This window comes from Variovorax paradoxus (genome assembly GCF_040544635.1).
Lineage (GTDB): Bacteria > Pseudomonadota > Gammaproteobacteria > Burkholderiales > Burkholderiaceae_C > Variovorax > Variovorax paradoxus_R.
The window spans coordinates 62,029-78,416 of sequence record NZ_JBEPKJ010000006.1 but is presented as its reverse complement, the minus strand read 5'-3'; the positions used below and the strand labels follow the sequence as shown (position 1 = coordinate 78,416).

Annotated in this window: 19 protein-coding genes and 3 tRNA genes; 7 read left to right on the top strand and 15 right to left on the bottom strand. The window is 65.7% G+C overall.

What is annotated here, in order from left to right; genetic code table 11:
- Positions 1-112: 112 nt before the first annotated feature.
- Entirely contained in the window at positions 113-235 is a 123-nt protein-coding gene (locus ABIC94_RS11885) for a hypothetical protein (RefSeq protein ID WP_354373218.1), read from the top strand.
- A 108-nt stretch (positions 236-343) separates the two neighbouring features.
- Here ABIC94_RS11885 and ABIC94_RS11880 read toward each other — a convergent pair.
- The 9 genes from ABIC94_RS11880 to folC all read right to left on the bottom strand — a co-directional run bounded on the left by ABIC94_RS11880 (position 344) and on the right by folC (position 7,609).
- A tRNA-Asp gene (locus tag ABIC94_RS11880) sits at positions 344-420 on the bottom strand.
- A gap of 69 nt (positions 421-489) precedes the next feature.
- Positions 490-565 (bottom strand) — tRNA-Glu (locus ABIC94_RS11875).
- Between the two features lie 51 nt (positions 566-616).
- A tRNA-Ala gene (locus ABIC94_RS11870) sits at positions 617-692 on the bottom strand.
- Between the two features lie 36 nt (positions 693-728).
- A complete protein-coding gene (gene gltX / locus ABIC94_RS11865) occupies positions 729-2,117 on the bottom strand; it encodes a glutamate--tRNA ligase (RefSeq protein WP_354373217.1) in 1,389 nt (462 codons plus the stop codon).
- Between the two features lie 8 nt (positions 2,118-2,125).
- Entirely contained in the window at positions 2,126-3,346 is a 1,221-nt protein-coding gene (locus tag ABIC94_RS11860; protein WP_354373216.1) for an O-succinylhomoserine sulfhydrylase, read from the bottom strand.
- 8 nt (positions 3,347-3,354) lie between these two features.
- Complete coding sequence (gene purF / locus ABIC94_RS11855) at positions 3,355-4,857, bottom strand: amidophosphoribosyltransferase (RefSeq protein WP_354373215.1); 1,503 nt, start codon at positions 4,855-4,857, stop codon at positions 3,355-3,357.
- Positions 4,858-4,869: 12 nt separating this feature from the next.
- Complete coding sequence (locus ABIC94_RS11850) at positions 4,870-5,355, bottom strand: CvpA family protein (RefSeq protein WP_126746284.1); 486 nt, start codon at positions 5,353-5,355, stop codon at positions 4,870-4,872.
- An 18-nt stretch (positions 5,356-5,373) separates the two neighbouring features.
- Positions 5,374-6,240 carry an SPOR domain-containing protein gene (locus ABIC94_RS11845; RefSeq protein WP_354373214.1) on the bottom strand — a complete coding sequence of 289 codons (867 nt, stop codon included), beginning with the start codon at positions 6,238-6,240 and terminating at the stop codon, positions 5,374-5,376.
- Positions 6,241-6,301: 61 nt separating this feature from the next.
- Positions 6,302-7,609 carry a bifunctional tetrahydrofolate synthase/dihydrofolate synthase gene (gene folC, locus ABIC94_RS11840; RefSeq protein ID WP_354373213.1) on the bottom strand — a complete coding sequence of 436 codons (1,308 nt, stop codon included), beginning with the start codon at positions 7,607-7,609 and terminating at the stop codon, positions 6,302-6,304.
- A 57-nt stretch (positions 7,610-7,666) separates the two neighbouring features.
- On the opposite strand from folC, the gene ABIC94_RS11835 reads away from it, so the two are divergent.
- From ABIC94_RS11835 to argG, 4 genes are all read left to right on the top strand, one after another.
- Positions 7,667-8,023 (top strand): ArsC family reductase, encoded by a 357-nt coding sequence (locus ABIC94_RS11835; RefSeq protein WP_354373212.1) that lies wholly within the window; start codon positions 7,667-7,669, stop codon positions 8,021-8,023.
- 57 nt (positions 8,024-8,080) lie between these two features.
- The gene (locus ABIC94_RS11830; protein WP_354373211.1) at positions 8,081-8,677 is read left to right on the top strand and encodes a hypothetical protein; all 597 of its coding nucleotides are present in this window, start codon (positions 8,081-8,083) and stop codon (positions 8,675-8,677) included.
- A gap of 145 nt (positions 8,678-8,822) precedes the next feature.
- A complete protein-coding gene (locus ABIC94_RS11825; protein WP_354373210.1) occupies positions 8,823-9,149 on the top strand; it encodes a pyrimidine/purine nucleoside phosphorylase in 327 nt (108 codons plus the stop codon).
- Between the two features lie 27 nt (positions 9,150-9,176).
- A complete protein-coding gene (argG, locus tag ABIC94_RS11820; RefSeq protein WP_354373209.1) occupies positions 9,177-10,517 on the top strand; it encodes an argininosuccinate synthase in 1,341 nt (446 codons plus the stop codon).
- A gap of 83 nt (positions 10,518-10,600) precedes the next feature.
- On the opposite strand, the gene ABIC94_RS11815 is transcribed toward argG, so the two are convergent.
- The gene (locus ABIC94_RS11815; RefSeq protein WP_354373208.1) at positions 10,601-11,431 is read right to left on the bottom strand and encodes a glycine-rich domain-containing protein; all 831 of its coding nucleotides are present in this window, start codon (positions 11,429-11,431) and stop codon (positions 10,601-10,603) included.
- Entirely contained in the window at positions 11,431-12,483 is a 1,053-nt protein-coding gene (gene murB / locus ABIC94_RS11810) for a UDP-N-acetylmuramate dehydrogenase (protein WP_354373207.1), read from the bottom strand. The genes ABIC94_RS11815 and murB overlap by 1 nt, the downstream gene beginning before the upstream one ends.
- A gap of 44 nt (positions 12,484-12,527) precedes the next feature.
- Between murB and ABIC94_RS11805 the strand changes: the two genes are divergently transcribed.
- Positions 12,528-13,013, top strand: coding sequence for a YajQ family cyclic di-GMP-binding protein (locus ABIC94_RS11805; RefSeq protein WP_015866547.1), 486 nt, complete (start codon positions 12,528-12,530; stop codon positions 13,011-13,013).
- A gap of 6 nt (positions 13,014-13,019) precedes the next feature.
- Positions 13,020-13,664 carry a retropepsin-like aspartic protease family protein gene (locus ABIC94_RS11800; RefSeq protein ID WP_354373206.1) on the top strand — a complete coding sequence of 215 codons (645 nt, stop codon included), beginning with the start codon at positions 13,020-13,022 and terminating at the stop codon, positions 13,662-13,664.
- A gap of 12 nt (positions 13,665-13,676) precedes the next feature.
- Here the strand turns inward: ABIC94_RS11800 and ABIC94_RS11795 are convergent, their stop codons facing one another.
- The 4 genes from ABIC94_RS11795 to ABIC94_RS11780 are packed head-to-tail and all read right to left on the bottom strand — an operon-like array spanning position 13,677 to position 16,294.
- The gene (locus ABIC94_RS11795) at positions 13,677-14,030 is read right to left on the bottom strand and encodes a RidA family protein (protein WP_258501656.1); all 354 of its coding nucleotides are present in this window, start codon (positions 14,028-14,030) and stop codon (positions 13,677-13,679) included.
- 11 nt (positions 14,031-14,041) lie between these two features.
- A complete protein-coding gene (plsY, locus tag ABIC94_RS11790) occupies positions 14,042-14,677 on the bottom strand; it encodes a glycerol-3-phosphate 1-O-acyltransferase PlsY (protein WP_354373205.1) in 636 nt (211 codons plus the stop codon).
- A 41-nt stretch (positions 14,678-14,718) separates the two neighbouring features.
- Positions 14,719-15,210 carry an aminoacyl-tRNA deacylase gene (locus tag ABIC94_RS11785; RefSeq protein WP_354373204.1) on the bottom strand — a complete coding sequence of 164 codons (492 nt, stop codon included), beginning with the start codon at positions 15,208-15,210 and terminating at the stop codon, positions 14,719-14,721.
- 22 nt (positions 15,211-15,232) lie between these two features.
- A complete protein-coding gene (locus ABIC94_RS11780) occupies positions 15,233-16,294 on the bottom strand; it encodes an aldo/keto reductase (protein ID WP_354373203.1) in 1,062 nt (353 codons plus the stop codon).
- Positions 16,295-16,388 lie beyond the last annotated feature (94 nt).

The following is a 16,388-nucleotide window of genomic DNA, read 5'->3' as shown; positions in this document are numbered from 1 at the left end:
CTGTTGAATTCCGCCGATCTCTGACCCGAGATTGGAGTGAACCCCATCGACTGGACCACCGGGGAAAGATGAACTGATACGCTGGCTGGGCCTTCATAGAAGGAGAAGGTCCATGTCCTCAAGAGATCCGTATCGCGGGCACTCTGCGCAGTTCAAGCTGCAGCTGTGCCATGACATCCGCTCAGGCACCCTGGGCCGGCGCGACGCCCCTGCTCACACCATGCCCAGGGTGTAGATGCAAACATGGGCAAAAGCATGGGCACGCAGCGTACAAGCCATCCCCCAAGCGGGGCGGACAACAAAAAGCCCCTGTAGCAGCAGAGCTGCGACAGGGGCTTGTGTTTGGCGGAGTGGACGGGACTCGAACCCGCGACCCCCGGCGTGACAGGCCGGTATTCTAACCAACTGAACTACCACTCCTGGTAGACAACGTTCACTCCTTGCGGAGCCAAGTGCTGACGACTTGTGCCGGCTTCACTTGCGTGAAACTGGCGACCCTACGGGGATTCGAACCCCGGTAGCCACCGTGAAAGGGTGGTGTCCTAGGCCTCTAGACGATAGGGTCAAAACCTTAGGAACCGTGCTGAGATCAGCACTTATCTTCTCGACACTTTGATGGTGGAGGTAAACGGGATCGAACCGATGACCTCTTGCATGCCATGCAAGCGCTCTCCCAGCTGAGCTATACCCCCGTGTGGGTGTCGAGCCTCGAATTATAGACCGAAAAATCAGGCCCTTTTCAGACGCTCCACAACTTTTTCACGAGAAAAAATTGCGAGCACCGAATCGAGGGATGGCGTCTGCGGTGTTCCCATCACGAGGACGCGAACCGGCATGGCCAACACAGGCATTTTCACAGAATGCGCGGCCAGAACTTCCTTGATGGCCGCGGCGATCGAAACTTTTTCCCACGGCACGTTCGCGAGCTTCTCGGCGAGCGTAGCGATAACGGGCTTCACCGCATCGGTGACGTGCTGCGTGCGATCGGCTTCGCTCGGCGTTACGTCCGCGTAGAACGCGGCGGCCCAGTCGGCCAGGGCAACCGTGGTCTCGCAGCGGTCCTTGAAGAGCGCGCAGATGGCAGCGAGGCGATCGTCGGCCTCGATGCCGCGCTTCTTCAATTGCGCAGCCACCAGCGGTGCGAGCTCTGCATCGGCCTTGGCCTTGATGTACTGCGCATTGACCCACGCCAGCTTTGCGGCGTCCCATTGCGCGGGGCTCTTCGACAGGTGCGACCCGTCGAACCAGCTCACCATCTGCTCGCGCGTGAAGAGCTCGTCGTCACCGTGGCTCCAGCCGAGGCGCGCCAGGTAGTTGAGCATGGCTTCGGGCAGGTAGCCGTTCTCTTCATAGGCCGTGACGCTCACGGCACCGCGGCGCTTGGAGAGCTTCTGACCGTCGTCGCCGAGGATCACCGGCACATGGCCGAACTGCGGCAGCGGCGCACCCAGTGCGCGAAAGATGTTGATCTGCCACGGCGTGTTGTTGATGTGCTCGTCGCCGCGGAACACGTGCGTGATGGCCATGTCCCAGTCGTCGACCACCACGGCGAAGTTGTAGGTGGGCACACCGTCGGGCCGCAGGATGATGAGGTCGTCGATCTCGCGGTTGTTGATGGTGATCTCGCCCTTCACCAGGTCGTTCCAGGTCACGTCGCCTTCGGGCGGATTGCAAAAGCGCACCACCGGCGGCACGCCTTCGGGCACGGGCTGCAGCACCTTGCCCGGCTCGGGGCGCCAGCGGCGGTCGTACAGCGTCTTTTCGCCGCGCGCGCGTTGCGCCTCGCGCATTTCATCGAGCTCGGCCGGCGTGCAGTAGCAGTGGTAGGCCGTGCCGGCCGCGAGCATTTGCGCGATGACTTCGCGGTAGCGCTCCAGGCGCTGCATCTGGTAGATGGGGCCTTCGTCGTAGTCGAGGCCGAGCCAATGCATGGAAGCCAGGATCTGGTCGGTCGAATCCTGCGTGGAGCGGGCCACGTCGGTGTCCTCGATGCGCAGCACGAACTCGCCGCCATGGTGGCGCGCGTAGGCCCACGAGTAAAGCGCGGTGCGCGCCGTGCCCAGGTGAAGAAAACCCGTGGGGGACGGAGCGATGCGGGTGCGAACTTTGCCGGTCATGAGGTCGATCAGGATTTCAGGGTGCTCAGGCCGCGGAGCAGGTCGGCCTTGATGTCGTCGATGTACTCGAGGCCGACCGCGACGCGGATGAGCCCCTGGCTGATGCCGGCGGCCTGGCGCTGCACTTCGGTCAAGCGGCCGTGCGAGGTGGTGCCGGGGTGCGTGATGATGGTCTTGGTGTCGCCGAGGTTGGTGGCAATGCTCACCACGCGCGTGCTGTTGATCACGTGGAAAGCATTGGCACGAGCCGTTTCGGGATCGCCGCCGACCACGTCGAACGACACCACCGCCCCGCCCTGCCCCGACTGCTGGCGCATGGCCAGTTCGTGCTGGGGGTGCGAGGCAAGGCCAGGATAGTAGACGCGCGCAATGCCGGGCTGCGTTTCGAGCCACTGCGCCACGGCCAGCGCATTGGCGCACTGCGCCTGCATGCGAATGCCGAGTGTTTCCAGGCCCTTGAGCACCACCCACGCATTGAACGGCGACAGCGCCATGCCGGCCGTGCGAACCACGGGCCCGAACACATCGACGATGAGCTTCGACGGACCGCAGATCGCGCCGGCCATCACGCGGCCCTGGCCGTCGAGGTACTTGGTGCCGGAATGAATGACGAGATCGGCGCCCAGTTCGGTCGGGCGCTGCAGCGCGGGCGTGCAAAAGCAGTTGTCGACCGCGAGCAGCGCGCCGGCGCCGTGCGCCAGGTCGGCCAGCGCGCGGATGTCGCACACCTCGGTCAGCGGATTGGTCGGCGTTTCGGCGAACAGCAGTTTGGTATTCGGCTTCATGGCCGCGCGCCATTCCGCCACGTCGGTCTGCGAGACGAAGGTGGTCTCGACGCCGAACTTGGCGAACTCCTTGCCGAACAGGTTGAGCGTGGAGCCGAACACCGAGCGCGAGCAGATCACATGGTCGCCCGCCTTGAGCAGGCCCATGCACATCATGAGGATGGCGCCCATGCCGGTGGAAGCGCCGATGGCGGCTTCCGTGCCCTCCATGGCCGCAAGCCGCTGCTCGAAGCTGGTGACCGTGGGGTTGGAAGTGCGCGAGTAGGTAAAGCCTGCTTCGGTGCCGGCAAAGCGGCGCGCCGACGTTTCGGCATCGGGCTGCACAAAGCCGCTGGTCAGGAACAGCGCTTCGGAGTGTTCGCCGTGCTGGCTGGGCGCCAGGCCGGTGCGCAGCGCGAGCGTGTCGCGATGCAGTCCGGGCGGCAGGGTTCGTTCATCGGTCAATTCAGCTCTCACTCGCTGTGATTGGGAAGCGCAAGGCGCGAAGAATCTTCTTCGGTCTCTTCGATGCGCGGACGGTTGCCGTTCATGCGCGAGATGGCTTCGGTGTCGATATCGCCGGTCACGTACACGCCGTCGAAGCAGGAGGCATCGAAACCATTCAGCTTGGGGTTGAGCGAGCCGATGGCGCGCTTCATGGCATCCACGTCCTGGTAGATCAGCGCGTCGCAGCCGATCAGCTCACGGATCTCCTCGACCGTGCGGTCGTGTGCCACCAACTCGTCCTTGGTGGGCATGTCGATGCCGTAGACGTTGGGATAGCGCACCGGCGGCGCGGCGCTGGCCAGGTAGACCTTGCGCGCACCGGCATCGCGGGCCATCTGCACGATTTCGCGGCTGGTGGTGCCGCGCACGATCGAGTCGTCGACCAGCAACACATTGCGGCCCTTGAACTCGCTGGCAATCACGTTGAGCTTCTGGCGCACCGACTTCTTGCGCACGCCCTGCCCCGGCATGATGAAGGTGCGGCCCACGTAGCGGTTCTTCACGAAGCCCTCGCGGTACGGCACGCCCAAGAGGTGCGCGAGCTGCGTGGCACTCGGGCGGCTCGATTCCGGAATGGGAATGATCACGTCGATCTGGTTCGGCGGCACGGTGGACACCACGCGCTTGGCCAGCGTTTCGCCGAGATTGAGCCGCGCTTGGTACACCGAAATGCCGTCGAGCACCGAGTCCGGACGCGCCAGGTAAACGAATTCGAAGATGCAGGGGTTCAGCGTGGGCGCTTCGGCGCACTGCATCGAGTGCACTTTGCCTTGCAAGTCGATGAACACCGCTTCGCCGGGCTCGATGTTGCGTTCGAACACGTGGCCCGAACCTTCGAGCGCCACCGACTCGCTCGCCACCATGACGGTGCCGTCGGCATTGCGGCCCATGCAGAGCGGGCGAATGCCGTAGGGGTCGCGGAAAGCCAGCAGGCCGTGGCCGGCGATCAGCGACACCACGGCATACGAGCCGCGCAGCCGCTTGTGCATGTTCTTGACTGCGGCAAACACCTCGGCCGGGTTCAGCGGCACGCCGCGCGACGCGCGCTCGAGCTCGTGCGCCAGCACGTTGAGCAGCACTTCCGAATCGCTCTCGGTGTTGGTGTGGCGGTGGTCGGTGGAGAACAGTTCCGCGCGCAGCGCATGCGCGTTGGTGAGGTTGCCGTTGTGCACCAGCACGATGCCGAAGGGCGCATTCACGTAGAAGGGCTGCGCCTCTTCTTCGCTGTAGGCATTGCCCGCCGTCGGGTAGCGCACCTGGCCCAGGCCCACGTTGCCCGGCAGCCCGCGCATGTTGCGCGTGCGGAACACGTCGCGCACCATGCCCTTGGCCTTGTGCATGAAGAACTTGCGTTCAAGCAGGGTCACGATGCCGGCCGCGTCCTGGCCGCGATGCTGCAGCAGCAGCAAGGCGTCATAGAGCAGTTGATTGACGGGTGCGTTACTGACAACGCCGACGATTCCACACATGAACGATTCCTCTCAGGGCAGGTAGCTTGCCAACTTTTCAGGCAGCGCGGGTTTCAGGCCCTGCAATGCCGCATCGAGAACAATGGCGCTGTGCGATTCGTGCCACCAGGCACTGTCGCTCAACGCCAGCAAATGAACAATGACCGCCAGCACGAGCAGGGCAACCGCACCCCGCGCCGCTCCGAAGGCCCCACCCAATATCCGGTCCACCGGCCTGAGGCCGACAGCCGCAATCAGCTTTCGCGTCAGCGCGGCCACCAGGCCCACGCCGAACGCCACCGCCACGAACACCAGCACGAAGGCCAGCGGATAGCGCCAGGTGGCCTGCGGGTCGCCGAACGGCAGCCAGGCCGCCACATCCGAAGCCAGCCATTGGGCGGCGATGAAAGCAGCCACCCAACCCGCCAGCGAAATCACTTCGAACACCAGGCCTCGCCACAGGCCGAACAGCATCGACACGATGATGAGCGTGACGGCGATCCAGTCGAGCAGGGCCACGGCAGCGAGCGATGGCTACTACAACGTGAGGATGGCGGCCGACAAAGACAAGCCCTTGACCTTCTCCGCCGCCTTGTCCGCCTCGGCGCGTGAGCTGAACGGGCCGACACGCACACGCGTGCGCTCGCCGTCGGCCGTCTTGGCCACGTGCACATAGGTCTTCAGGCCCGCCTTCTCGAGTTTTTGCCGCACTTCGCGCGCCTTGTCGGAGTCCGCGAAGGCGCCGACCTGCACCACGAAGCGGCCGCCGTCTTCGGCTGCGGCGGGCTTGGTGCTGGTAGAGGAAGGCTTGCCTTCGAGCAAGGCGCGGGCGCGGTTGCCGTCGTCGGCCGAGGCCGGCTTGGGAGCTGCGGGCTTGGGTTCGGGTTTGGCTTCCGGCTTGGGTTCGGGCTTTGGCTTCGGCTCGGGTTTGGGTTCCGGCTTGGGCTCGGGCTTTGGTTCAGGCTTGCGCTCCGGCTTGGGCTCGGCGGCGGGCTTTGTTTCGGCCGGAGGCGTGTTGGCCGCTGGTTTGCCGGGGTCGATTTCGGTGCCGTCGGCAGTCTCGGTGATCATGCGGCCACCCGTCGACGGCGCCGCGGCAACGCGCGAGCCGCCGTCGGTTGCACCCGTGGGTGCGGCGGGTGCCGGCGTTGCAGGCACCGGCAATGGCTTGACCTTGTTGCGATCGGGAATCTCGATGGGGATGTCGACCGACACCGGCCGCGGCTGGGTGTCGAACAACAGCGGAAAGCCGATGACGCCGAGCAGCACCAGGACAGCCGCGCCCACCAACCGGTGCCGCGCGCGGCGGCGCATGGTTTCGACACTTTCCGCGGGAACGGCAGCCGGTGCGCTGCGTCCTTCGTTGCCTTGCTGGCCGCGCGTGCGGAACTTGAAAAACGCCATGAAGTTCGATCCCTGAAGGAGTGCAGCGAGGTGGTGCCAGATGGTGCGGACGGCTCGGCGATCAGCCGCCGGGCAGCAGGTGTTTGGCTTGCAGCCGCGGAGTGCCGTGCTCCAGCACGCCACCCACGGTGAAGAACGATCCGAAGACCACGATTCTATCAGCGGGGTCCGCGTGCTCGATGGCTGCGCGCAGCGCTTCCATCGGCCCCGCATGCACGCTGCCGGAGGCATCGACACGCGTGTTCTGCGCCTGCCAGCTCGCGAGCAGATCGCTCGCCTTGGCGGCGCGCGGCGTCGGCAGATCGGTGAAGTACCAGCGGTCGATCATCGGCCCGATGCGCGCGAGGATCGGCGCCAGGTCCTTGTCGGCCATGACACCGAACACGCCGTGCGTGGTGGGGTAGAAACCCATGGCATCGAGGTTCTCGGCCAGCGCCGCGACGGCATGCGCGTTGTGCGCCACGTCGAGCACCAGCGCGGGTTCGCCCGGAACGATCTGGAAGCGGCCTGGCAGCTCGACCATGGCGAGCCCGGTGCGCACCGCCTGCGCGGTAATGGGCAACTGCGGCCGCAGCGCTTCGAGCGCCGCGAGCACACCCGCGGCATTGAGCAACTGGTTGGCGCCGCGCAGTGCCGGATACGCCAGCCCGCTGTAGCGCCTGCCGCGGCCCGACCAGCCCCACTGCTGCTTGTCGCCCGACACGTTGAAGTCGTGCCCGAAGCGCCACAAGTCGGCGCCGATGGCGGCCGCGTGGTCGATCACGCTTTGCGGCGGCATCGGGTCGCTCACGATGGCGGGCTTGCCCGGGCGCAGGATGCCGGCCTTCTCGAAGCCGATGCTTTCGCGGTCGGGCCCGAGGTAGTCCATGTGGTCGAGGTCGATGCTGGTGATGACCGCGCAATCGGTGTCGATGATGTTGACCGCGTCGAGCCGGCCGCCGAGCCCCACTTCGAGAATGGCCACATCCGGCTTCTCCTCGATCATGCAGCGCAGGATGCCGAGCGTGGTGAATTCGAAGTAAGTCAGGGGCATGTCGCCCCGGGCTGCTTCCACCGCCTCGAAGTTTGCTATCAATTTAGAAGCATCGACCGCTTCGCCCGCCAGGCGCAGCCGTTCCTCGAAGCGCACCAGGTGCGGCGACGTGAAAACCGCCGCGCGGTAGCCCGCATGCGTGAGGATCGATTCGAGCATGGCGCAGGTCGAGCCCTTGCCATTGGTGCCGGCCACGGTGATGACCGGGCAGTCGAAGCGCAGGCCCATCCGGGCCGCCATTTCCTTGGCGCGATCGAGGCCGAGCTCGATGTTCTTCGGATGGAGTTGCTCGGCGCGTGCGAGCCAGTCGTTAAGGGTTTCCATGGAGCCCGGCATTGTCGCCGACCCGGGAAGCGACTGACGCCACACGTTTTATCGGCATCATTGGCGTCCATGACAACCCTCTACGGAATTCCCAACTGCGACACCGTCAAGCGCGCCCGCGCCTGGCTCGACGAGCATGGCGTCGTCTACACCTTCCACGATTTCAAGAAACAAGGCGTCCCCGAGGCCGAGCTCGACCAGTGGCTGAAAAAGCCGGGCTGGGAAGCGCTGGTCAACCGCCGCGGCACCACCTGGCGCAAGCTCGACGAAGCCGAACGCAACGCGGTGGTCGACGCGGCTTCGGCCCGCGCCGCGCTGCTGGCCAACCCCAGCCTCATCAAGCGGCCGGTGGTCAACTGGGGGGCCAAAACCGGCGTTACGACAGGGTTCGATGCCGAAACCTGGGCTGCTGTGAACGCCGCGTAAACCCCGGAACCCTGTCTCGCCGACCTTCTCCAACACCCATCTGCAGGAGAGAACACCATGAACAGACACGTTTTTCGCACCCTCGCGGGTCTTTCGGCGGCCGGTTTGCTGACGGTGGGCGCCGCGGGCGTGGCCCAGGCCCAGGAGGCATGGGCGCGGGTGATTTCCGCCACCCCCGTCTATGAGACGACCGGCAGCAGCCCCAGCTACAACGTGACCTACGAGTACGGCGGGCGCCACTACACCACGCGCATGAACAGCCGGCCAGGCGCCACCATCCCGATCCAGGCCAACGCCTATGGCGTGACCACGGCACCGGTTGCGCCCCAGCCGCAGTTGCAGCCCTACCCGGTCGAAGCCGACAGCGGCCAGCAGCAGTACCAGCAACCCCCGCAATACGCCCAACCTTCACAGCCAGGCTCACCATGGGACAACGTGGTGCCCGAACAAGGCGTGGTGGTTTCCAATGCCCCGGCGCCGGCACCGGTCTACGTTCGGCCGGCCCCGGTGTATGCGGCACCCGTCTATGTGCAGCCGGCCTATGCCTACCCGCAACCCTACGTCTACCCGCCGGTCGGCCTCTCCCTGAATTTCGGGTACTCGAGGGGATGGGGCGGCTATCGCGGCGGATGGGGCCATCGCCACTGGCGCTGAGCCGCGCGCGGCAGGCTGACCGGGAGCCCGCGGCCGCGGGTATTGGCCAAGCCCTAAAATCGGGGACTTTTCCAACCCCCGAGGGGTGCGCCGCCGCGGTGGCGCGTCCCCGACAAGCCGACCGCGCATGCGCCGGCGCCATCCAATGACGACGACTACCGACACTCTCAACAGCGCCGCAGTGGCGACCAAGGCCAATGTGTATTTCGACGGCAAGTGCGTGAGCCACAGCCTCACGCTGGCCGACGGCACGAAAAAATCGGTCGGCGTGATTCTTCCGTCCACCCTGACCTTCAAGACCGGTACGCCTGAAATCATGGAAGGCACGGCCGGCAGTTGCGAATACCAGCTCGAGGGCACCACCGAATGGGTCGCCGCGGGCCCCGGCCAGAAATTCAACGTGCCGGGCAATTCGAGCTTCCAGATCCGTGTGGCGGGCGAGCCCTACAGCTACATCTGCCACTTCGGCTGAACCCTGACCTGCCAACCGGACACCCACATGTCGACCATTCTCCAAAACGTTCCCGCCGGCCAGAAGGTCGGCATTGCCTTTTCGGGCGGCCTGGACACCAGCGCGGCGCTGCACTGGATGCGCAACAAGGGCGCGATTCCCTACGCCTACACCGCCAACCTCGGCCAGCCCGACGAGCCCGACTACGACGAGATTCCCCGCAAGGCGATGCTCTACGGCGCCGAGAACGCCCGCCTGATCGACTGCCGCGCGCAGCTTGCGAATGAAGGCATTGCCGCGCTGCAGGCCGGCGCCTTCCACGTCACCACCGCGGGCGTCACCTACTTCAACACCACGCCGCTCGGCCGCGCGGTGACCGGCACCATGCTGGTGTCGGCCATGAAGGAAGACGACGTCCACATCTGGGGCGACGGCAGCACCTACAAGGGCAACGACATCGAGCGCTTCTACCGCTACGGCCTGCTCACCAACCCCAACCTGAAGATCTACAAGCCCTGGCTCGACCAGCTGTTCATCGACGAGCTCGGCGGCCGCGCCGAGATGTCGGCGTTCATGACCAAAGCCGGCTTCGGCTACAAGATGTCGGCCGAGAAGGCCTACAGCACCGACTCCAACATGCTCGGCGCCACGCACGAGGCCAAGGACCTGGAGAACCTCGACAGCGGCATGCAGATCGTGCAGCCCATCATGGGCGTGGCGTTCTGGAAGGACGAGGTCGAGGTCAAGCGCGAGACAGTCAGCGTGCGCTTCGAAGAAGGCCGCCCCGTTGCCCTGAACGGCGTGGAGCATGCGAACCTGGTCGACCTGATTCTTGAAGCCAACCGCATCGGCGGCCGGCACGGCCTGGGCATGAGCGACCAGATCGAAAACCGCATCATCGAGGCCAAGAGCCGCGGCATCTACGAAGCCCCCGGCCTCGCGCTGCTGTTCATCGCTTACGAGCGCCTGGTGACCGGCATTCACAACGAAGACACCATCGAGCAGTACCGCGACCACGGCCGCAAGCTCGGCCGCCTGCTCTACCAGGGCCGCTGGTTCGACCCGCAGGCCATCATGCTGCGCGAAACGGCACAGCGCTGGGTGGCACGCGCCATTACCGGTGAAGTGACCATCGAGCTGCGCCGCGGCAACGACTACTCGATTCTCAACACCGTCTCGCCCAACCTCACGTACCAGCCAGAGCGCCTGAGCATGGAAAAGGTGGCCGGCGCGTTCACGCCGCTCGACCGTATCGGCCAGCTCACGATGCGCAACCTCGACATCGTCGACACGCGCGAGAAGCTGGCGATCTACACCCGCACCGGGCTGCTGTCGCCAGGCCAGGGCACCTCAGTGCCGCGGCTCACCAACGACGACGAGACCAAGTAAGCCAACGCGCTTATTCCAATGACGAACGGGCCCTCGCGGGGCCCGTTTTTCTTTTGTGCGCCGTGCGCGCGCCTGTCGGTCGATCAGTCGCCGCCACCGCCCCCGCCGCATCCACCGCCGCAGCCGCCCCCATCGCCACCGGAGGAGTCCCCTCCCCCGCTGCCGCTCGATTCGCTGCCGCCGAAGCCGCCGGCATCGCCCGTGCCGCCGCCATCCGAAGACGAATCGCCGAAGCTGGTGCCGCAATGGGCGTCGGAGCCGTTGTGCCGGTCGACGGCCTTGCAGTCGGGCACGTAGTCGAAGCCACCCGGAATACCGAACTTCACGTCCAGCGCAAACAGCAGCGGCAGTCGCGCCGGCTTGCGCGGATCGATGCTTTCTTCCTTGCAGGCCCAGTACCAGCTGCGGCGCAGGCCGTCGTTGCGCTTCGGGTCCTTGCCCAGCACTTCGGCGGGGCTGTGATGCAGCATGCCGCCGAAGGCCGCCTTGCACCAGTTCTGGTAGCCCTGCGTGTGCAGAATGAACTCGTGCCAGGCGGTGTCGACCACCTTGGAAGGCATGGCCACGAATTTGCGGCCGCTGCGCAGATGGGCCATGAAGAACTGGCGCAGGCCGCGCAGCACCAGCTCGGCGTCGCGCACGCTGAGCCCCGGGTGCGCCGCGCGCAGCTTGCCGATGAGAAACGGCGGCATGCGGGCTTCGCGAATGAACTGCCGGCGCAGGCTTGTTTCCATGAAGCCCAGCGTAGCTGCAAGCGCCCACGCGCCAAGAATCAACGGCACCAGCACCAGCCAGCCGCCATTGCGGAAGGCGAAGAACACGGCGACAAGCGCCGCCACCACCGCTGCCCGGCGTGCCCACATCAGCGCGGCAATGCGCCGCCGGTAGTTCAGGTGCAGGAAGTCCAGGTCCATCAGACGACCACCGGTTCCGGCTCCAGCCGGATGCCGAAGCGCTCGTACACGCTGGTCTGGATGGCCTTGGCCAGCGTCATCACCTCGCCGCCCGTTACCGGGTTTTCGAGGCCGCCGCGGTTCACCAGCACCAGCGCCTGCCTCTCGTAGACGCCGGCGTTGCCGACGGACTTGCCCTTCCAGCCGCAGGCGTCGATGAGCCAGCCGGCCGCGAGCTTGATGCTGCCGTCGGCCATGGGGTAATGCACGATTTTCGGGTCGCGCGCGATGATGTCGGCGCACTGCTCGGGCGTGACCGTGGGGTTCTTGAAGAAGCTGCCGGCATTGCCGAGCACCCGCCAATCGGGCAGCTTGGCGCGGCGAATGGCGCAGATCCAGTCGAATACGTCGGTGGCGCTCGGGGTGAAGTTGCCGGTTTCTTCCATCTTGCGCTCGAGGTCGAGATAGCCCACCACCGCTTTCCATGGCTTGGGCAGCCGAAAGCGCACCCGGGTGATCAGCGCCCGGCCCGAAAGCCCGAAATCGTTCGGCCCGCTGCGCACGTGCTTGAACACCGAGTCGCGGTAGCCGAAGGCGCACTGCGCGGCGTCCAGGGTAAAGCTGCGCCCGGTGTCCAGGTCGATGGCATCGAGCGAATCGAAACGGTCTTGCAGCTCGACCCCGTAGGCGCCGATGTTCTGTACCGGCGCGCCGCCCACCGTGCCCGGAATGAGCGCCAGGTTTTCGAGCCCCGGGTAGCCGTTCGCCAGCATCCATTGGATGGCCTCGTGCCAGACTTCGCCCGCGCCGGCCTCCACGATCCAGGCGCGCGGGGTCTCCTCGACCAGCCGCAGCCCCTTGATCTCGACCTTCAGCACCAGCGGCTTCACATCGCCCGTCAGCACGATGTTGCTGCCCCCGCCCAGCACGAAGCGGGGCGCGTCGCGCCAGCGGGGGTCGGCCCGCAGCTCAGCCACGTCCGCCTCGTTGGCGATGCGCGCCAGGTTCTGCGCGCGCGCGACGATGCCGAAGCTGTTGTACGGCTGCAGCGGGACGTTGTTCTCCACGATCATGGGAGAATTGTCGCATCCAGCTACAGCGAATCCAGGAGGAGCCCATGCCGTCTTTCGATACCGTCTGCGAACCCAATCTGCCCGAAGTGAAGAACGCGGTCGAAAACACCGCCAAGGAAATCGCGACGCGTTTCGATTTCAAGGGCACGGCCGCCGCCGTCGAGCTCAAGGACAAGGAAATCACCATGATCGGCGATGCCGAGTTCCAGCTCGTGCAGGTCGAAGACATTCTTCGCGCCAAGCTCACCAAGCGCAGCGTCGACGTGCGCTTCCTCGACAAGGGCGACGTGCAGAAAATCGGCGGCGACAAGGTCAAGCAGGTCATCAAGGTCAAGAGCGGCATCGAATCCGAGCAGGCCAAGAAAATCACCCGCATCATCAAGGACAGCAAGCTCAAGGTGCAGGCCGCCATCCAGGGCGACGCGGTGCGCATCACCGGCGCCAAGCGCGACGATCTGCAGGCCGCCATGGCGTTGATCAAGAAGGACGTGCCCGACATGCCCCTCTCGTTCAACAACTTCCGCGACTGAGCCCGCATGAAATCCCTCGTCGTCGCGGTGCAGCTTCTGGCTGCCGCTGCCGGGGCGCATGCGGCGAGCTCGGTCATGCTGACCGGCACCATCGGCAGCCGCGCGATCCTGATCGTGAACGGCGCGCCACCGAAGACCGTTGCGGTCGGCGAAACCTTCCAGGGCGTGAAACTGGTGTCGCTGCAAGCCGAGCAGGCAGTGGTCGAGCTCGAAGGCAAGCGCGTCAACCTGCGCATGGACACGCCGGTGAGCATCGGCGGCGGGGGCGGTTCAGGCGGGGGCGGCACCCGCATCGTGCTGCCCGCCGACAGCCGCGGCCATTTCATGACGCAGGGCGCCATCAACGGCCGCCCCGTGACCTTCATGCTCGACACCGGCGCCACGTCCATTGCCCTGTCGGCCGCCGACGCGCAGCGCATCGGGCTCGACTACAGCAAGGGGCAGCGCGTCCAGATGAACACCGCCAACGGCGTGTCCAGCGGCTACAAGCTGCGGCTGCAGTCGGTACGCGTGGGCGATGTCGAGGTGTACGACATCGACGCGATCGTCTCGCCCCAGCCCATGCCTTTTGTGCTGCTGGGCAACAGCTTCATCAATCGGTTCTCGATGCGCCGGGACGCGGACCAGATGGTCCTGGAAAAACGCTATTGAGCTTGTTGAGCGTCAGGCCTGCGCGGCCGTGACCACGATCTCGATCTTGTAGGCCGCATTGGCCATCTTGGCCTGCACCGTCGCGCGCGGCGGCGTGTTGCCGGCGGGAATCCACGCATCCCAGATTTCGTTCATCGCCGTGATGTCGGTGATGTCGGCCAGGAAGATCTGCGTCATGAGGATGCGCGACTTGTCGCTGCCGGCCTCGGCCAGCAGGCGGTCGACCATGGCCAGCACCTGCGTGGTCTGGCCGCGAATGTCTTGCGAGGTGTCATCGGGCACCTGGCCCGCAAGGTAGATGGTGCCGTTGTGCACCGCCGTTTCGGACAAACGGGGGCCGACGTGAAAGCGGGTAATGGTTGCCATGGTGTTCTTTCTCAAGCCTTTTTCTTCGAGCCGAGTTTCGACTCCGTGCCGGCCGCGAGCCGGCGGATGTTTTCGCGGTGCCGCCAGATAAGCAGCAGACTCATGATGATGATCGCAATCAGCACCGTGCGGTCGAGCGGCCACGCAATGTTTCCGCCGATCAGGTAATACGCCGGCGCAAAGAAGGCCGCCACCAGCGACGACAGCGACGAATAACGGAAGAACACGGCAATGATCAGCCAGGTGGCGCCGGTGGCCAGCCCCAGCCAGGGCGCAATGCCCACCAGCACGCCGGCAGCAGTGGCCACGCCCTTGCCGCCCTGAAAACCGAAGAACACGGGGTAGAGATGCCCCAGGAAGGCCGCCAGGCCCGCCAGCGCAGCCACGCCCTCGCCCAGACCCCACTGCGCGCCGAAATGGCGAATCAGGAACACCGGCAGCCAGCCCTTGAGCGCATCGAGCAGCAAGGTGGCCAGCGCCGCGCCCTTGTTGCCCGAGCGCAGCACGTTGGTGGCGCCGGGGTTGCCGCTGCCGTAGCTGCGCGGATCGGCCATGCCGAGCGATTTGCTCACGATGACCGCGAAGGACAGCGAGCCGATCAGGTACGAAGCCACGATGGCAAGGAGGGAAGGCAAATGAAAGCTCAAGGCGGCGCTCCACGAAGGATGGATGTTCTTATTCGGGCCGGCTATTCTGCCAGCGCGCACTGCACCGGCTTGGCGCCCAGCAGCGCCACGCACACCTGCGGGTCGATGCCCACCAGGTAGCCGCGGCGCCCGCCGTTGATGGCGATCTTCGGCAGCTCCAGGATGGTCGATTCGATGTAGACCGGCATTTCGCGCCGCGTGCCGAAGGGCGAGGTGCCGCCCACCATGTAGCCGCTGTGGCGCTGCGCGACCTCGGGCTTGCAGGGCTCCACCGACTTGGCGCCGATCTGCCGCGCCAGGTTCTTGGTCGACACCGTGCGGTTGCCGTGCATCAGCACGATGAGCGGCTTGGCGTCCTGGTCCTGCATCACCAGCGTCTTCACCACGGTGAAGGGGTCCAGGCCCAGCACCTCGGCGCTGTGCTGCGCGCCGCCGTGCTCCAGGTACTCGTACGGGTGCTCCGTGAAGGCGACCTTGCTCTCGCGCAGCAGCTGGGTGGCGGGCGTTTCGGAAACGTGGGCCTTCTTGCTCACCGGCGCACCCCTGGCGCTGCGCTCACGTTGCCGGGTCCCGGATTTCCCAGCGGATCTTGTCGATCTCGGCAAGGATCTCGGGCGAAAGCGTGGTGCCCCACACGTCAAGATCTTCGTCGAGCTGTGCCACCGTGGTCACGCCGATGATGGTGCTCGCCACCTGCCACTTGGTGTAGCAGAAGGCCAGCGCCAGCTGCGCCGGCGTGAGGCCGTTGTCGCGTGCCAGCTGGTTGTAGCGGCGTGCCGCCTTCAATGCATCGGGCCGGCCCCAGCGCTGCTTGCGCACCGATTCGTAGCTCGAAATGCGCGCGCCCTTCGGAGCCTCCGGCCCCTCGATGCCGCTCTGGTCGTACTTGCCGGTCAACAGGCCGAAGGCCAGCGGCGAATACGCCAGCAGCGAAACGCCCAGCCGGTGCATCGTTTCGTCGAGCCCGTTCTCGAGCCCGCGGCTCACCACGCTGTAGACGTTCTGCACCGAGGCGACGCGCGGCAGGCCGTGCTGCTCGGCCAGCTGTACGAACTCGTGCACGCCGTATGGCGTTTCGTTCGACAAGCCGATTTCCCGCACCTTGCCGGCCTTGACCAGCCCGCCCAGCGCTTCGAGCTGCTCGTGAATCGGGGTCTGCGAGGTTTCCTTGGTGGGGTCGTAGTAAAGGGCGCCGAAGGCCGGCACGTGGCGCTCGGGCCAGTGGATCTGGTACAGGTCGATGACGTCGGTCTTCAGCCGCTTCAGGCTGGCGTTGCACGAGGCCACGATGTCGGCCGCCGTCATGCCCGTGCCTTCGCGCACCCAGGGCGTGGCGCGCACCGGGCCGGCCACCTTGGTGGCCAGCGTGATCTTCTGGCGCGCCCCGGGGTTGGCCGCAAACCAGTTGCCGATGATGGTTTCGGTGGCGCCGTAGGTCTCCTGGCGCGTGGGTACCGCATACATCTCGGCCGTGTCGATGAAATCGACGCCGCGCTCGAGCGAGCGGCTCAAGATGGCGTGCGAGGTGGGCTCGTCCACCTGTTCGCCGAATGTCATGGTGCCAAGGCAGATCGGGGTGACCTGCAGGCTGCTCTGGCCGAGTTGGATTTTTTTCATGCGCGGAATGCTACCGCCCTCCTTTGCAATGCGCTGGCCGTGCGCCCAAAACCCGAGCGGGCACTGTCTTGTGGCGGACTGCGCCGCGGCCGCC

What these genes read in the sequence shown, in the direction of transcription:
- ABIC94_RS11885 (WP_354373218.1), top strand. Translation starts at nt 113, where the DNA reads ATGTCCTCAAGAGATCCGTATCGCGGGCACTCTGCGCAGTTCAAGCTG.
- gltX (WP_354373217.1), bottom strand. Translation starts at nt 2,117, where the DNA reads ATGACCGGCAAAGTTCGCACCCGCATCGCTCCGTCCCCCACGGGTTTT.
- purF (WP_354373215.1), bottom strand. Translation starts at nt 4,857, where the DNA reads ATGTGTGGAATCGTCGGCGTTGTCAGTAACGCACCCGTCAATCAACTG.
- ABIC94_RS11845 (WP_354373214.1), bottom strand. Translation starts at nt 6,240, where the DNA reads ATGGCGTTTTTCAAGTTCCGCACGCGCGGCCAGCAAGGCAACGAAGGA.
- folC (WP_354373213.1), bottom strand. Translation starts at nt 7,609, where the DNA reads ATGCCGGGCTCCATGGAAACCCTTAACGACTGGCTCGCACGCGCCGAG.
- ABIC94_RS11835 (WP_354373212.1), top strand. Translation starts at nt 7,667, where the DNA reads ATGACAACCCTCTACGGAATTCCCAACTGCGACACCGTCAAGCGCGCC.
- ABIC94_RS11830 (WP_354373211.1), top strand. Translation starts at nt 8,081, where the DNA reads ATGAACAGACACGTTTTTCGCACCCTCGCGGGTCTTTCGGCGGCCGGT.
- ABIC94_RS11825 (WP_354373210.1), top strand. Translation starts at nt 8,823, where the DNA reads ATGACGACGACTACCGACACTCTCAACAGCGCCGCAGTGGCGACCAAG.
- argG (WP_354373209.1), top strand. Translation starts at nt 9,177, where the DNA reads ATGTCGACCATTCTCCAAAACGTTCCCGCCGGCCAGAAGGTCGGCATT.
- ABIC94_RS11815 (WP_354373208.1), bottom strand. Translation starts at nt 11,431, where the DNA reads ATGGACCTGGACTTCCTGCACCTGAACTACCGGCGGCGCATTGCCGCG.
- murB (WP_354373207.1), bottom strand. Translation starts at nt 12,483, where the DNA reads ATGATCGTGGAGAACAACGTCCCGCTGCAGCCGTACAACAGCTTCGGC.
- ABIC94_RS11805 (WP_015866547.1), top strand. Translation starts at nt 12,528, where the DNA reads ATGCCGTCTTTCGATACCGTCTGCGAACCCAATCTGCCCGAAGTGAAG.
- ABIC94_RS11800 (WP_354373206.1), top strand. Translation starts at nt 13,020, where the DNA reads ATGAAATCCCTCGTCGTCGCGGTGCAGCTTCTGGCTGCCGCTGCCGGG.
- ABIC94_RS11795 (WP_258501656.1), bottom strand. Translation starts at nt 14,030, where the DNA reads ATGGCAACCATTACCCGCTTTCACGTCGGCCCCCGTTTGTCCGAAACG.
- ABIC94_RS11780 (WP_354373203.1), bottom strand. Translation starts at nt 16,294, where the DNA reads ATGAAAAAAATCCAACTCGGCCAGAGCAGCCTGCAGGTCACCCCGATC.